Origin of the sequence: Enterococcus sp. 7F3_DIV0205 (genome assembly GCF_002141365.2) — a bacterium.
Taxonomy (GTDB): domain Bacteria; phylum Bacillota; class Bacilli; order Lactobacillales; family Enterococcaceae; genus Enterococcus_L; species Enterococcus_L palustris.
The window spans coordinates 2,071,684-2,087,762 of record NZ_CP147244.1 but is presented as its reverse complement, the minus strand read 5'-3'; the positions used below and the strand labels follow the sequence as shown (position 1 = coordinate 2,087,762).

15 protein-coding genes are annotated in these 16,079 nt (G+C 35.2%); 6 read left to right on the top strand and 9 right to left on the bottom strand.

Going from position 1 to position 16,079, the window contains the following annotated elements; genetic code table 11:
* Window positions 1-110: 110 nt before the first annotated feature.
* The 4 genes from A5821_RS09945 to A5821_RS09930 are packed head-to-tail and all read right to left on the bottom strand — an operon-like array spanning window position 111 to window position 5,306.
* The gene (locus A5821_RS09945; RefSeq protein WP_086314425.1) at window positions 111-941 is read right to left on the bottom strand and encodes a carbohydrate ABC transporter permease; all 831 of its coding nucleotides are present in this window, start codon (window positions 939-941) and stop codon (window positions 111-113) included.
* 11 nt (window positions 942-952) lie between these two features.
* Complete coding sequence (locus tag A5821_RS09940; protein WP_086314424.1) at window positions 953-1,825, bottom strand: carbohydrate ABC transporter permease; 873 nt, start codon at window positions 1,823-1,825, stop codon at window positions 953-955.
* A gap of 8 nt (window positions 1,826-1,833) precedes the next feature.
* On the bottom strand, window positions 1,834-3,096 hold the full coding sequence (locus tag A5821_RS09935; protein WP_086314423.1) for an extracellular solute-binding protein: 1,263 nt from the start codon (window positions 3,094-3,096) through the stop codon (window positions 1,834-1,836).
* Window positions 3,097-3,110: 14 nt separating this feature from the next.
* On the bottom strand, window positions 3,111-5,306 hold the full coding sequence (locus A5821_RS09930) for an alpha-galactosidase (protein ID WP_086314422.1): 2,196 nt from the start codon (window positions 5,304-5,306) through the stop codon (window positions 3,111-3,113).
* Window positions 5,307-5,459: 153 nt separating this feature from the next.
* On the opposite strand from A5821_RS09930, the gene A5821_RS09925 reads away from it, so the two are divergent.
* From A5821_RS09925 to A5821_RS09915, 3 genes are all read left to right on the top strand, one after another.
* Window positions 5,460-6,284 carry an AraC family ligand binding domain-containing protein gene (locus A5821_RS09925; protein WP_086314421.1) on the top strand — a complete coding sequence of 275 codons (825 nt, stop codon included), beginning with the start codon at window positions 5,460-5,462 and terminating at the stop codon, window positions 6,282-6,284.
* 181 nt (window positions 6,285-6,465) lie between these two features.
* The gene (locus A5821_RS09920; RefSeq protein ID WP_086314420.1) at window positions 6,466-6,906 is read left to right on the top strand and encodes a GNAT family N-acetyltransferase; all 441 of its coding nucleotides are present in this window, start codon (window positions 6,466-6,468) and stop codon (window positions 6,904-6,906) included.
* Window positions 6,907-7,010: 104 nt separating this feature from the next.
* Window positions 7,011-8,564: a hypothetical protein gene (locus tag A5821_RS09915; RefSeq protein ID WP_086314419.1), complete on the top strand. Its 1,554-nt coding sequence runs from the start codon at window positions 7,011-7,013 to the stop codon at window positions 8,562-8,564.
* Between the two features lie 437 nt (window positions 8,565-9,001).
* On the opposite strand, the gene A5821_RS09910 is transcribed toward A5821_RS09915, so the two are convergent.
* The gene (locus A5821_RS09910; protein WP_086314418.1) at window positions 9,002-9,823 is read right to left on the bottom strand and encodes a hypothetical protein; all 822 of its coding nucleotides are present in this window, start codon (window positions 9,821-9,823) and stop codon (window positions 9,002-9,004) included.
* A 522-nt stretch (window positions 9,824-10,345) separates the two neighbouring features.
* Between A5821_RS09910 and A5821_RS09905 the strand changes: the two genes are divergently transcribed.
* Window positions 10,346-10,957: a hypothetical protein gene (locus A5821_RS09905; protein ID WP_086314417.1), complete on the top strand. Its 612-nt coding sequence runs from the start codon at window positions 10,346-10,348 to the stop codon at window positions 10,955-10,957.
* A 180-nt stretch (window positions 10,958-11,137) separates the two neighbouring features.
* A complete protein-coding gene (locus A5821_RS09900) occupies window positions 11,138-11,647 on the top strand; it encodes a DinB family protein (RefSeq protein ID WP_086314416.1) in 510 nt (169 codons plus the stop codon).
* Between the two features lie 63 nt (window positions 11,648-11,710).
* Here A5821_RS09900 and A5821_RS09895 read toward each other — a convergent pair whose 3' ends face one another.
* Genes A5821_RS09895 through A5821_RS09885 form a run of 3 tightly spaced genes read right to left on the bottom strand, consistent with a single transcriptional unit; the run spans window position 11,711 to window position 13,774 of the window.
* The gene (locus A5821_RS09895) at window positions 11,711-12,481 is read right to left on the bottom strand and encodes an ABC transporter permease (protein WP_086314415.1); all 771 of its coding nucleotides are present in this window, start codon (window positions 12,479-12,481) and stop codon (window positions 11,711-11,713) included.
* On the bottom strand, window positions 12,474-13,409 hold the full coding sequence (locus tag A5821_RS09890; protein ID WP_086314414.1) for an ABC transporter ATP-binding protein: 936 nt from the start codon (window positions 13,407-13,409) through the stop codon (window positions 12,474-12,476). The genes A5821_RS09895 and A5821_RS09890 overlap by 8 nt, the downstream gene beginning before the upstream one ends.
* On the bottom strand, window positions 13,406-13,774 hold the full coding sequence (locus A5821_RS09885; protein ID WP_086314413.1) for an ArsR/SmtB family transcription factor: 369 nt from the start codon (window positions 13,772-13,774) through the stop codon (window positions 13,406-13,408). Before A5821_RS09885 ends, A5821_RS09890 begins: the two co-directional genes overlap by 4 nt.
* A 272-nt stretch (window positions 13,775-14,046) precedes the next feature.
* Here A5821_RS09885 and truA point away from each other — a divergent pair, with 272 nt between their 5' ends.
* Entirely contained in the window at window positions 14,047-14,784 is a 738-nt protein-coding gene (gene truA, locus A5821_RS09880) for a tRNA pseudouridine(38-40) synthase TruA (protein WP_086314412.1), read from the top strand.
* A 386-nt stretch (window positions 14,785-15,170) separates the two neighbouring features.
* On the opposite strand, the gene A5821_RS09875 is transcribed toward truA, so the two are convergent.
* Window positions 15,171-16,076, bottom strand: coding sequence for an ROK family protein (locus tag A5821_RS09875; protein WP_086314411.1), 906 nt, complete (start codon window positions 16,074-16,076; stop codon window positions 15,171-15,173).
* Window positions 16,077-16,079 lie beyond the last annotated feature (3 nt).

The window sequence follows — 16,079 nt, the reverse complement described above, 5'->3', positions numbered from 1 at the left end:
TAGGTCGATTTCTTTATTTTCATTCTGTTTGGTGAGGTCGATAGTCCTAATGGACGTTTGTCTGGTCCTTATTCCTACGATTAGTCAAGTGGAGTACCGAACAAATTCATTTATTTTACGGCACCATTACTCATTCCTGCGATAATATTTCTTTGGAAAACAAGATAAACTAATGTGATGGTAATGATCCCAACTGTATATGAGGCGAAGCTTGGACCGTAATCATTGAAGTATTGGCCTGTATAATTGTACTGGAATAACGGTAAGGTCCACATATTGGAATCGCGATTCAAAATCAGTAGTGGCAGCATGAAATCATTCCAGAACCATAATGCATTGATAATGATCGTTGTTGCGTGCATCGGTTTTAGCATTGGAAAAATGATTTTGAAATAAGTCATGAATCGGCTGGCACCATCAATTTCAGCTGCTTCGTCTAAACTGATAGGGATATTTAATTTAATAAAACCAACATATAAAAATAGTGTTTGAGGGATTGCGTAAGTCAAATACAACAAGATCAGTCCCCACATATTTGCTAGACCAATGCGGCTCATCATTACGGTGATCGGAATCATTATAACTTGGAAAGGAACGAAAATACCTAAAATCAAAAAGATATACATCAACCCGTATGCCTTAGTTTTGGACATCTTGCGTGCTAGTGAATAAGCTGCCATGGGAATAATTGTGGTAACAACAAGCAATGCAGCTATTGTGATGATTGCTGAATTCCAAAAGTAATGACCGATCCCATCTTTTAAAAGTTGTCTGAAATTATCAAGAGTTGCCGGATCTGGCAGATGAAAAAAATTATTCATAATATCCGGAGTGGTTTTAAATGAACTGAAAAGTGTTGCTAATAATGGAACTAAGATCATGAAGCCCCCTAACAACAATAGCAAGTATTTGGGAATATTTTTTTCTTTCGGTGTTTTCATTGTAAAACCTCCTAAATTTCAAATTTTTTCGATAGTTTCAGTTGGGCTAACGAAATAATGCTGATCAAGACAAATAGGACAAGAGCGATGGCATTAGCGTAACCAAATTGATTATTTTTAAATGCATAGTTATACACTAGTAAGCCAAGAGTGGTGGTAGCATCATTTGGCCCGCCGCCAGTTAAAGCGAAAATTTGGTCAAAGGCAGTCAGACCGCCTTTTAATGCCATTATGAAAACCATTGAGATACTTGGTAAAAGGTAGATAATTTCAATGTTCCAAAAAATTTGTTTATTATTGGCGCCATCCATACGTCCTGCTTCAATGATTTCTTGAGGAATACTTTGAAAGCCAGCTAAAAAAATGATTACCGGCATAGCAATTCCCTGCCATAAAAGGACAAAAATTACGGCAAAGGTTGCTCCAAAAGTGGTTCCTAAAAGGCTCGTTTGGAGGAATTCAATTCCTAAAGCTTTGCCCAGTGTTGGTAAACCATAATTGAAAATTTGTTTGAATACTAAAGAGACGACAATACCGGATAGAACAGCTGGGAAAAAGAACCATGCTCTAAAAAATGTTTTTCCTTTAATATTGGCATTTAAAGCACGAGCGATTAAAATGCCAAAGCCGATTTGGCCGACGATCATGCAAATTGTCACGATAAGTGTGAAAGCTATTGATTTAACAAATTTTGGATCGGAAAAAAGAATCTTATAATTGTTTAATCCGACAAACTCAAAGTTATACGTCAGTCCAGTCCAGTTGGTCAAGCTATAAAAAGCTCCTTGAATCATAGGGAAGTAAAAGAAGATGATTTGCAAAACAATTGGAATCACCACGAAAATTACTGCCCAATAACGATTTAAAATGTCTTTTATTTTCATTAAACTTCCTACTTTCCATCTGCTTTCATTGGATTGAAAAAAGCATTTAGTGCATCAACCATTACTTTTTTGTTGCCATTGTGCAAATAATTTATTGTTAAGGTATAGAAATCATTTTCACTGTTCCAGTCTTTTGCCAACCAAACTAAATGACGATCAGTAAAGGCTAAATTTGTTAAACCGTTCAATGGGGAATCAGCATTATGTTCAATAACACCTTTTACAGCACAAGGAGAACCATCTGCATCATAATATTTTTGCATTGCTTTTGGCGTGGACATGTATTCGATAAATTGTCGCGCTTCTTTTTTATGATCAGAAGTTGCTGAAATTGACAAGGCTAAATCACCAGCACCGATTGTTAAGCTTTTGTCAGCCTTATCAGCTGGAAATGGAAAAGTCGCTACTTCAAAGTCAGGATTTTGTGAATTGATCATGGGCATTGCCCATGATCCGTTAGGCATGATCAAAGCATCACCTTTAGTAAACGTTACAACAGTGTCGTTGTAGCTAGCACCTTGCCAGTTTTTTTGCATGGCACCTGATTTTCTTAATAAATCCAGTCGATTGAAATCTCCTTGCATATTGGGATCATCCGCGGAAATACCATTAATTTTTGAAAAGCGCCAGATATCATTGGCTTCTGTTCCGCCACCAGCAACTGTAGCTAACGCTAATTGGTGATAACCGTTTAAGGTCCACCCTTCTGTACCTGCAATTGCAAAAGGGACTTTTCCTTGTTTTTCGATATCAGTAGTTAATTTTTGGAATTCTGACCACGTTTTTGGAGCAGTTAAGTTCATTTTATCAAAAGCCGTTTTATTGTAATAAAAACCATAAACATTAGCAGTTAAAGGAATACTGTAGACTTTATCGTTAACAGCAAAGCGTTGGGCATAATTATTTTTGATATTTTCTAGATAAGGCTCATTAGTCAGATCTTCCAGATAGCCAGCTTTAGCCCATTCCTGCAGCTCGATACTTTGAGGATAGAGGTTGATCACATCAGGGACATCGCCTGCTAGCACGCGAGTTTTGATGACTTCACCAGCATTAGGGACATCAATGACTTCAACATGAATTTTTGGGTTCTCTGCTTCAAAATCTTTTGCAATTTCTTGAATAACTTGGGACATTTCTTTTTTCTGGTTAAAATATTCGATGGTGACTTTGTCGCTAGTACCCGTTTTAGAATTATCACAAGCGATTAGGCTAAATGTTACAAAGACTAGCCCAGTTACCAGCAGCCATTTATTTTTGAATAGCTTCATTTTTCTCACTCCTATCAATCAATACGCGTAAAGCGATACATCCATGAAGAAAAATCTTCGGTTTGTTGTGGTAAATAAAAGCCAAGGTTCATTAATTCATCACCACCAAAAATAGTACCATTCTCTGTTTTGTAATGCTTAGTGGGATCCAAATCAGTTAATTTTAATAAGCTGAATGGCTCCTGACCTTGGGTTAAGATTTTAAAAGCAAAAACTAAAACCTCAGTCTGCTCTTGGGAAATAAATTGCCATGCACATTCATTGCTAATAAAAGGATTTTTCAAACGAGTAAATTTGCCAAATTGCACTACCTTACGAATGTCTTTATAAAGAGCCACTTGCTTAGCGACTGCTTGTTTTTCTTCTGCTGTGAAAGTTGTTAAATCTAACTCATAGCCAAAGACTGAACTCATTGCGGTATTTCCTCGCGTATTTAACGAGATATTACGTCCAGTTTGATGATTTGGGATTGCTGACACATGAGAAGTAAAGGAAGAAGGTGGATATACAAGCGAGGTACCGTATTGTATCTTTAAACGTTCTACTGCGTCAGTATCATCACTTGTCCAAGATTGCGGCATATAATGTAAAATGCCGCTATCAAAACGTCCGCCGCCGCCAGAACAGCCTTCCCATAAAATAGCTGGATATTTCGTGATCAATGTTTCTAATAGTTCATATAAACCTAAGATATAACGGTGAAGAGTCTCCCCTTGATTATCAGAAGTTAATTGACGTGAGAAAACCTCAGATAAGCTGCGATTCATGTCCCATTTCACATAATCTACATATCCTTCATCAAAAATTGCGGATAATTGAGTTAGAATATTTTCTCGTACTTCTTTGCGTCCTAAATCTAAAAGATGTTGACTACGACTAGGTGCTGGTATCCGTTCAGGATAGCTCATTAAAAAATCGGGATGTTCGCGATATAAGTTAGAGTCAATCGAAATCATTTCCGGTTCCATCCACAGACCAAATTTTAAGCCTTTCTGATGAACATAATCAGCAAAGTGATTTAATCCGTTAGGGAATTTACGTTTATCTGCAAACCAATCTCCTAATGAGTTAGTATCGCTGTCCCGTTCACCAAACCATCCGTCATCCAGCACAAACATTTCGATACCGACTTCTGCTGCAGTGTCAACAAGGGGCCTAAGTTTTTCTTCAGTAAAGTCAAAATATGTCGCTTCCCAGTTATTGATTAAAATATCTCGTTCTTTGTTTCGATAGTTACCGCGAGCTACGCGGTTCGTTAATAAATCATGATAGGTTTGGCTCATTTTATTCAACCCTTGATCCGAGTAAACCATTAAAACTTCAGGACTTTGGAAAGTTTCACCAGATAAAAGTTCCCAAGAAAAATCCTCTTCATTGATTCCAGCAACTAAACGAATCTGCCCGATTTGATCCTTTTCGATTTCAAATGCATGATTTCCAGAATAAACTAAGTTGAAACCAAAAACCTCACCTTGAAACTCGTCAGCGGTACCTTTTTCCAATGCAATAAAATTGTTCATTTGATGACTTGTTGAGCCGCGCCGGCTACTGAACTTTTTAATTCCGTAACCAATTGCTTCTTTTTGCACTTGACGTTCTTGATTATGGGCTCCTGGCAAAGAGATAACAGAGAATGCTTCATCAGGAAAATCTACTTGCATCGAAGCTAATTTATGAATTTTACTATTCTGTGTACTTAAATTTCTCACTTGGGTCGAACGAGCGATTACTGGGCGGTCCCGATAAATTGTATAAAAAGTCGCTAATTCTAGCTTACTGATTTCATCGATGGAAGTGATAACTAATGTTTCGGCCTCAATATCATCCTCAACATAAGCAGAAGGTAAGCCAACTAGTTTTGGTTTACCAGGAAACATCTCAAAACCAGTAAATTTAAAGTTTAAAGCGTAACTACCGTCTGCCTGCATAATTTTAGCGGCAGGGATTCGATAATCACCTTCGCCAGCCATACTGTATTCTCTCAACAAAGTATCTTGAGAATAGCGACGATCTTCAACACCTGCTAAGTTTCCAGAAAAACCACGGTCAACCCGAGGATATTTTCTTTGACCGTGATAACTGTCCACTTGTTTTCCAAAATAGAGGTGACTAACTAACCCAAAATCTTCTACAGCTAAAAGGTAGCTGATTTGCTGGTTCTTCAAATGAAATACTTGTTGTTCGGCATCGAAAAAAATTAAATTGGTCATAAAACTACTCCTTGTCTAGTTCAGAATTTTGATAGCGCTTTCTGTATATGGACTAATCATAACAAGAATTTTCTTGCAAAAACATGGTCAAATGCGGGTGAAATATGTCATAATGTAAGCAAGACATTTTGACATATTTCTGGAGGAAAGCTGATGTTATATGAATATAAGAAAGTTAGTATTGAACATTTTGACTGTAATGTTTTGTTTTATGGACGAGAGTTAACGCCTACTGATTATGCATATTCCGGAAAGAATACACGAGAGTATTATGTTTTGCATTTTATTTTATCAGGGAAAGGTAGCTTTGCTAGTGCAGGCAATCGTATGACACATTTACAAGCTGGAGATGTGTTTATTTTACCTAGGGCAGTTCCTTGTTTTTACCAAGCGGACAACAAAGAACCCTGGGAATATAGTTGGATTGGTTTTTCCGGCAGTAGTATTCGAGATATCTTACTGCAGAGCCAAATCATGGAAAAGCATTACTTAAAAGATGTAGCAGCTAGTCAATTTGCTAAACAATTTGAAGAACTATTCCAAAGTCTTCATACTCCGTTAAATTTAAGTAATCGTTTATTAGTTCAAAGTAGAATTTTTCAAACGTTTCATTATTTAATTCAAGAGTATCCTTCAAAAAAAGATCAGGTCAATACTAGCTCGTATGAACATTTTGAGCAAGCCATAAAATTAATGAAAGAAAATCTAATAGAAGGTTATAATGTAACGGATGTTGGTGCAGCATTACATTTATCGCGTAGTTACTTATATACGATTTTTAAAAAATTTGCTGAGATCAGCCCGCAACAGTATTTATTAAATTTACGAGTAGATACAGCGAAGGAGCTTCTAAAAGATACCAAGTATTCTTTGCAAAGTATTGCTGGACTGGTTGGTTATAAAGATCAATTTACTTTTTCGAAAGCTTTTAAACGACTTGTTGGAAAATCACCGCAGGAATTCCGAATAGAAAAATAAACAACTGTGACTTGATAGAGCTATGTTAGAAGAGTGAGGAGCCATATTTAATAGAAAGAGCTAAATAGTATGTAGGTATGCATCAAGTGAAGGCTATCAAGCCATTGCGAATTATTTAAATCAATATGGGGAATCGTATCATAAGTAGGGGTATTTTTTGGAAGGTAGCAGGTGAGTAAGTATGTTTAAGTTTAAAAAGTATAAAAGTGCAGATTCAAAAATTTATAAAAATTCTTTGGCGTTGCGAAATAATCTACTTAGGATACCGATTCAGAAATCCATTTATGATGAAAATTTAGACTTGGAAAAAGAAAATGATTTTTATGGAGTCTTTAAAGATGAGGAATTAATTGGTACACTTAGTTTTTTCGAGAAAGAACCTTTTGTTGCGCAGTTGACAGCATTTGCAGTAAACAAAAAATTTCAGAGATTAGGACTTGGAAAACGATTAGTAGAGTTTTTGTTAACAGATTTAAAAAGTCGAGGATATGACAAAATTTGTGTGAATGCTCGAACGAATGCAAAAATATTTTATCAAAAATGCGGTTTTATTATCGTTGAAGGACCGATAGTGAATGCAGAATTAGGTGTTGAAGATTACAGAATGGAGTTGTTAATATAGTGTTTAAAGTGTTCAATAACGAAACAGAGTGAGATAGATTTTTCTAAACGTTTGTTAAAATAAATGTATTGTGTGTTTTTTAATGATGCTAGTGGAGGAGAAAAATGAAGAAAAAAAGTTTGGTTGTAGGTATAGTTCTTTTTTTAAGTATTTTTGTTAGTGGATGTACAAGCAAGGAAGAAGCAGAACAGTCTGGAAATAAAGAAAAACTGATCAAAAAAGCGGAAAAATCAATAGCTGAGCGTCCAATTATTTATATGTCCAACAATTTTATGGGACTAATGGATGTTGATGGGACCGTTTTAATGGATGGAGAAAAAGAACGAATAAAAGAAATTGATGCGTTTTCTAATAGTACATTGTTACAATATACTACAACTATGCACGATGTGTTTTATTTTAATACAGATAGTTATCAAATTTTTCCTGAAAATCCAGAACTTAGAATTCACAATCGGACGTTTGAAAATAGTAAATATGGTAGGTATGAAGATCCGAAGCTGAAAAAATATGGACTTATTTTGAGTGATGGAACACTTGTAAAAGAAGCTAAAGATATGCCAGATAATATATCAGAGTTTATTTTTAGAAATGATAATTTCGCTTATGTTCATTTTAAAGATGATACCGAAGGGTTAATGAATAATGAAGGCAAGATGCTGTTAAAAGGTATTGAAAGCTTTGATTATCTGGAAAAAGAAGGAATCGAGACGGCATTAGCTGTTGTTAAAATCGATGGAGGGTATGGCGTTGTTCATGATAAAAAAGGATTGATTTTTTCGCCAGAAGAAGCAAAGAAAATGGAAATAACAGAGATTTTTCCTTATGAACAACGTTCAGCAGCCATTTATAAAACAGAAGAAGGTAAGTATGGTTTAATCAATCAAGAAGGTAAAGTAATCTATGAGGAGAAAGAACCTTTATTGTTTAAACATATTTCATCTTTTTCTGAAAAAGGTCTTGCTTTAGCTACATCATATGGTGATGATCTTGTCATTAATGAAGCTGGTGAAGTTGTGACCGTAGTTGCGGATGAAACAGAAGAGGGTGTTTCTGTTGTTGACGGCTTTTTGAAAGATGATACTATTTTAGTTAGAATTGGAAAATTGCATGATGAAAAATATGGCTTGATGAGTGAAAAATTCGAAGTGGTCAAAAAGTTTCCAGATAGTTACGAAAGAGCCCCTTTTTATCTTGGTAATGGGTTGTTTTCTATTCAAAAACTGGGTGAAGATTCTTTTCCAGCCATTATAAATAGTTCTGGAAAGAAGGTTTTCTCTGAAACAGAAAGCCAAACAAAAGAGATTTATACGTTTAGAAAATTTACAGATTCTGGTTTATCTATTTTTAACACAAAGAATCACGATCAAGGTTTAGTGAATCAAAAAGGTAAGATTCTTATTGAAGCAAACGACGGCTCGGAAATTGAGATAGAGAAAATGCAAAATATCTATCAAGTATCTAAAAGTTTGCCAGGTAAAATGCCAACGAAGTATTACTATGACAAGGATGGAGAATTATTCTATCAATTAAAAGAAAACGAACAGATATTTTTATCCAAAGGGCTAATTATGCTTGTAAAACCAGATGGAAAGACTAGTATCCATGATGAAAATGGCTATTTAATTAAAACAGTCGAGGTCAAAATACAAAAATGATGTGAAATTCAAAGTATATTGTTTGTTGAATATTCTGTATGAAAACGATAGTAACACTATAAGACAGTTATAATTTATACTCATGAAAGATCAACCATTATATTTAGAGCTTTCTCTTTTTTAGTAGAAAAAGAGAAAGTATATTTATGAGGAGAAATGTAAGATGGAATGTTGTATGTGCTGGGAAATGATTGTAAAAGTTTTCAATATAGCGAGCATACAATCGTTTCCATATACATAGGAACCAAGGAGCAAAGATTATAGTGACTTAGTACTCGGGTCATAAACTTGAGAAAATTAGGGAAGCACATGGAGAGAAAAGTGTCAATAATAGCCAAAAACGAGTTTAACTTTGATATTACATATCAAAGTTAAACTCGTTTTTGTTTGGAGACAGGAAAATTGTCCCGCTCAGGTTTATAAACTAAGGTAGTGTTTTAGAATATATTGATCGGTGAGAATTTAGCAAGGATATAAACTTCACCAGTTTTATTAGATTTTGCAGTAATAGTATATTCTTTTGCTAAAAAGTTCTTTCCTTTTAGTGGATGGACAAATAAGTACTCCATGAAAGGCGATACTTTTCCAGCAATTTTACCTGAAGCATCAGTTAAAGTATACGTATAACCGTTACTCATTTCTGGTTTAAAATCAAATTGTATTCCACCAGTCTGTGTAGTTATGCTACCATCTTCTAAAAGATGATCTCCGGAAACCTCTGTTTTGTTAAAGAATTGATTGAACGCATCTCCTTCGATAACGTTAGATGCTATCCCTACATTTCCGTTTGCAAGAACGCTACCTAAAAAGTGATAATTCAATAACTCGTTTTTTAGGTCTTGATTTGTTAACTTAGTTGCTACTTGTGGAACATTAGCAGTTAAAGAATAACTGTGTACAGATAAGGAATCAAAAAGTTTTTCTCTATCCGTAACACTAGGATATTTTGTGATTAGATCATCAAGATTAAGGTCAAATCCAATATATTTACCTTTTTGTATCACTGCTTTGGCTATAGGGAGTGTAGCTTCTGTTCCAAGAGATAGATAGTACTTAGTAGCAGGCACAGGCGTTTTTATTTTTGCTCTGAGCACATTGTAATGCACGTATTGTACTGAGCCTATTTCTACTAAGTTCTCAGCTTTTTGAGTCAATGCTGAAGTTGCGGGTTGTGCATTCGCTGTTTGAGTTGTTAATATGGCTACTGAAAATAGACCAGCGAATATAGCTGCTGTTGATAAAATGTGTTTTGTTTTCATGATGTAAATCTCCTTTATTTGTTATATTATAAACCCGCTAATTAATAAATTAGCGAAGTGTTATTTAATTATCTAAAATGCATTATATCAGCATCTCTTATTGGTCGTGATTTTTAACTATTAAAAATAAAAACAAGAGCGTTTTTATTGGATTTTATGTATTGCAATTATAGCATGTATATCACCTTGCCATATCACCATTTTTTTGTTATTTTTATGAGATGTATGAAAAACGAAGCGAAAATTTTTTTTGTATTTCAAATTAATTTAGTTAGTTTTTGTAAATGGTATTTTCAGAAAAGATATTACCTCAAATTAAGTAACTAGTATCCTCACTTTCCAATAGCGAGGGATAAATACATTAGTTATTTGAGAGAAAATAGTAAGTAAAATCGTTCTAATGATATATTTTTGAGGTATAATGATTCAGGATTGAAAGTATAAATTTTGGAGTAGGATTCATTTATAATACAAATATCAGCTTGGTAATGAAAGCCAGGTATCCGATGAAGGAATGAATACATGAATAATAGAGAAGAATACTTAAAAGAGTTTACGCGACCTAGACAATGGAGTTTAAGAGACGAAATGGCTGCAATTCAAGTTTCAAAATATCAAGACAACATGACAGCAGAGAAGCACGTGAATCAAGTTAAAAAATCTATACAAGAGTGGATAACAAGAGAAAAATTGTACCAATTGAAGATTGCTGATAATCTTCCGATACTAGTTTCTGATGTAAACAAAGAAGAAGTAAAAAAAGAAATAATGGAATGGTCCGGCGACAGAGAAAAATATCACTATCTTTGGGTTTCATTTAGAGATAATGGAATGATCGTTACTATTGGAAGAACCTCATTTTCTAAAAAATCTGGTTATGGTGATTTGTTTGATAAATTTGATGTTTTTGGTACAGGAACTCAAAAGCTAATATTAAAATTTCTGATTGATTCTGAAGATAGCTCAAAAGAAATGGAACGATTAAATGCTAAAATGAATACTTTTACTACCTATGCTTTAATCATCCCTGTAAAATCTGACGATTCAAAAATGGTAAATAATTTAGAGAAACAGCTGGGCGAATATTTGATAAAACGATACCCAGTGTTCAATTATTATTCGCATAATTGGTAATCCTGATATTGATTCTTAAAAGGAAAATTAGTCAAGTACGTTACAGTCTTTATCGAAAAGAGTCCAATTGTTTAAAAGAACAGGTTTGGAAATTTGAAGTTGCACAATCTCTGTAGTACAGTATTTAGTAGGTATATCATGCAACTTGTTTTCATTTTAAATACCAAAGGAGAGGTTTCAATGAAAAGCACACAACTATCCATGGATACTTTAAAACGAGCAGAAGAACGGTTTGAGGATACCCTTAATCAAATGCAGCTAGATGAGGCAAATACCATGCCAGCACCATTGATCAAATCAGTTACTTGGCTTATTTGGCATACGGCACGTGAACTTGATTATCAAATTTCAGAACTTAATAACACTAAACCATTATGGCTAGAATCAGGTTGGAATGAGCGATTTGCATTGGATTTACCTGATGATACAGAGGATTGGCATCATACGCCTGAACAAGCGGCTAAAGTCGTAGTACAGGATAAAAAATTATTGTTAGATTATTTAAACGCTAGCGTTGAATTTACGAATACGTATTTAGAAAGTCTTGCCGAAGAAAGTCTTAGTGACGTGGTCGACAAAAGTTGGACGCCAGCAGTTACACGTCAAGCGCGAATTGTTTCGGCAATTGATGATGCGGTGATGCATTCAGGGCAAGCTGTGTATACAAGAAGGTTGGTTATTGGGAAATAATCACGGACTCATTTAAAAAGAGCTGGATTTGAACATAAATTTGTTCAAATCCAGCTCTTTAGTTTAACTTCTTAACCCACGACCGCGATCAATCAAATACCAGCAAACAGCATAAAGTACTGAGATAAAAAGTACTAAAATGAGCATAGAAAAAATGATCGGTACATCGATCGTACCAAGAAAGCCGTATCTAAATCCTGAAATCATATAAACGATCGGATTGATTTTTGAAATGGCTTGCCAGATCGGCGGCAACATTGATATCGCATAAAATACCCCACCAAGATACGTTAAGGGTTGTAAAACAAAAGTTGGCACAATCGATACATCATCAAATGATTGGGCAAAAATCCCATTTAACAAACCTGCCAATGAAAATAAAATAGCAGTCATAAGAAGTGTAATGATCACAATTGACCAAGAATAAACGTGAAGCGGTACAAAAAATAAAGAAATAATAGTGACTAATGTGCCGACTAGAACACTTCTGCCAAGTCCTCCAATGACAAATCCCCAGATAATGATATGCGTTGGAACTGGGGCAACAAGTAATTCTTCAATATTTTTCTGGAACTTTTGTGAGAAAAATGAAGAAGAGACGTTCGCATAAGAACTTGTAATCACTGACATCATGATGAGCCCGGGAACGATAAATTCCATATAGGAGAATCCTTCCATTTGCCCAATTCGTCCGCCAATCAAGTTTCCGAAGATAACAAAATACAAGGATGTAGTAATAACGGGTGGTACTAAAGTTTGGACCCAAATTCGCAGATAGCGATTGGTTTCTTTTACTGCAAGGCTTCTTAAGGCCGTGAAATATAGCTTAAACATTTTTTTCCCCCACTTGACGTTTTTCTTCTGTGATTTTTAGAAACAGCTCTTCCAATCGATTGGATTTGTTGCGAAGAGAAAGAACTTTTATCCCTTGTTTTGTGAGTTGATCAAACAGTTCGTTGATTCCTTGATCACGTTCAACTTCTACAACAAGTGTCCGTTCATCTTTAAAACTATTCTTATAGCCTATGATTTCAGGCTTGTTCTCAAATTCCTCCAAATCAAAAATAAACGTTTCGAACTGTAATTTTGCTAGAAGGGACTTCATGCTCGTATTTTCAATCAATTCCCCTGATTGAATGATTCCAATATTGCGGCAGAGCATTTCTGCTTCTTCAAGATAGTGAGTCGTCAGAATAATCGTTGTGCCATTTGCATTCAATTCTCTTAAAAAATCCCACATTTCCCGTCTTAGTTCAATATCTACGCCTGCTGTAGGTTCATCTAAGATGAGTAGTTTTGGTTCATGCATCAAAGCACGAGCAATCATTAACCGACGTTTCATCCCGCCAGAAAGCATTCGAGCACGTACATTGCGTTTTTCCCATAAATCGGATTGTTTTAGATATTTTTCACTGCGCTTCAACGCTTCTTTTCGTGAAACTCCATAATAGCCAGCTTGATTGACAACGATTTGTTCTACCGTTTCAAATGGGTTAAAGTTGAATTCTTGGGGAACTAGTCCAATTTGTTGCTTAGCAAGAACTAAGTCTTTATCAAGATCGTAGCCAAAAACATTTACTTTTCCTGATGTTTTGTTAACAAGAGAGGTGATAATTCCGATGGTTGTTGATTTTCCAGCACCATTTGGGCCTAAAAGTGCATAAAAGTCACCTTCTTCTACGACCAAATTAATCCCCTTTAACGCTTCAACACCTGTTGCATATACTTTTTTTAAGTCTGTTATTTCCAATGCATAAGTCATTTAATAATTTTCTCCTTATTGGTATGATTCCTTAGTGTTTCATCTGATTTTGTTGCCGTATCTTCCTTTTTTTGACACAGGCAGTCTGTGCCGCTATCAGAAAGTAATTGTGCCATGGCGCTCATAAATTCCCTGACAAATTCCTCTTGTAAGGTGTAGTAATGCCATTGTTTTTGCTTATTGACTGAGACGATTCCAGCTTTTTCTAGAACTTTCATATGGTGAGAGAGAGTTGGTTGAGTAAAGTCAAAATGTTTCAACACATCACAAGCGCACATGCTGCTGTATGAAAGAAGATCGATTATTTTCATTCTATTAGGATCAGCCATAGCTTTGAGTATCAATGAAAGTCTTTCATAATTCATGCATATCCCTCCTTTATATAGATGAATGCCTATGTTTAATATAGATCAGTATGAATGTAATGTCAATAATCTGATTGTTTAAAATAGTGAGGCCACAAAAGAATTTTTACTACTACCGACTCTGGTGTATATTGAAATGGGGAGACATAGTCACGGTAAATAAAGAGAGGCGGCTAATTTCTGGTATTCAGATTCCTTAGAATTAGATATAATAACTGTGATCCTTATGGATAGACTCAATGACAAAAAATGTTTGATAAGAGGAGAAAAATATGAGAAACATTAAACTAACAATTGAATATGACGGTACGAGATATTCCGGCTGGCAAAGACTTGGTGATTCGGATAAAACAATTCAAGGTAAAATCGAGAACATTCTGACACAAATGACAGGAACAAAAACAGAAATTATCGGTTCAGGTAGAACCGATGCAGGAACACATGCCAGAGGACAAATCGCTAATTTTAAAACAAGTGCTGCCACAAGTTTGCCTGAGATGCTTGAATTTTTAAATCGTTATCTCCCCCGTGATATCGTCATAAAAAAAGTAGAGGAAGTTCCTGAAAGATTTCATGCTCGATATAATGCAACTGGGAAAAAATATAGTTATTATATTTGGAATGCTGGAGTTCCTTCTGCATTTGAACGTAACTATAGTTTTCATTATTCAGATGAACTAGATTTTGAATTAATGAATGCGGCTTGTCTAAAATTGATTGGAACACATGATTTCATTGGCTTTTCTTCTCTTAAAAAGACGAAAAAATCAACGACACGGACAATTGATGAGCTTTCAATTCAAAAAGAGGGGGATATGCTGCATTTTACCTTTGTTGGTAATGGATTTTTGTATAAAATGGTGCGAATCATTATGGGGACTCTTTTAGAAATTGGCAGTGGAACGATGGATATAGAAACAATTGATGAAATATTTGAACGCAAAGTCAGAAGTGATGCTGGAATGACGGTTCCTTCTCAAGGACTTTTTCTTGATGAAGTTTATTATTAGGAATCAATTTATCCGTCTGAAGTTAGTTGCTTCCCAATGTTCTGTCCGTTCGTTTAAATCATGGACAGAGAATACGGAGTAATGGTTGAACTTTCCTAAGAAATTGCTAATATTCGGGATTTTCACGCAATTGTTTATACTATACTAGCAAATGTAAAAATAAAGAATCAATTCGTTTTAATTTGTAAAGAGAGTTTTAGGCGTGAAAGAAAAGTCAGTAAGGCTAAATTATATTCCAATAATTGTGGCTTGTTTGTTTATGATGATCCAAAGGGTGTTACAGAGTAGGGTAACTATCAAGAAACAAATAAAAATCGACTTATAAAACATAAATAGGAGCTACTAGTATGAATCACTCAACTTCATACTAGCAGCTCCTATTTGTATTAACCAAGCGTTTCATCAAGCTCAACAAACAGTTGGTACAAAGCACCTAATAAATTTGCAGAGTTTTGGAAGGCACAAGCTTCGATAATAAGTGGGGAAAAAGTTTGACCCAGCAGGGTTTCATCTTGTCTAAGATTGGAATATTGGGTTTTAATCATTTTGATCAAACTATCTTGCGCACTGATTCCACCGCCGATCACGATTTTTTCTAAGTCTAGTAAGACCTGCATATCAATTAGAAGAATCGCGATATCCCGACAATAATTTTCAAATAGGCTAGTCAAAGCAATTGAGGTTTGATTTGATATAGCCTTAAAAACAGCTATGTGATCTTCTTTTGAAACGTCTATAATAGAAGCAGCTTCCGCCATGAATTTTACAGCTGATCCATGAAAACCAAAGAGTTGTGGTTGTTTGGGATTCGGTGACTGTCGAATTAGAAAGCTAAGTTCACCCGCTTGAAAATTAGGTCCTTGGTGTAAATGATTATCTAGAATCAATCCACCACCAATACCAGTTCCTAAAACGACTGCTGCACCGTTTCTAACATCTTTCAAATTACCAATCCACCATTCGGCTAAAGCTGCTGCTTTTCCGTCATTGATTACCGCAAATGGCAAGTCACTAACACTAGCAATCCACTCTTTCATAGGGAAATCATAAAGAAATAGCAAAGCACCACCTGTGTGAACATAGCCTTTAGCTGAATCGATTCTGCCCGGACAACTCATGGCGATTCCTTTTATTTTTCCTTGTTGTGTTTCTAATTGAGAAACTATCATTTTTTTGAACGATTCCAACGTTTTGGGTGTTGGTTGGCGCCATGTTTGGATAAAATTTCCAGCCCGATCGATCAGTCCATATTTGATATAAGTTCCGCCAATGTCAATACTTAAATAATACATTGT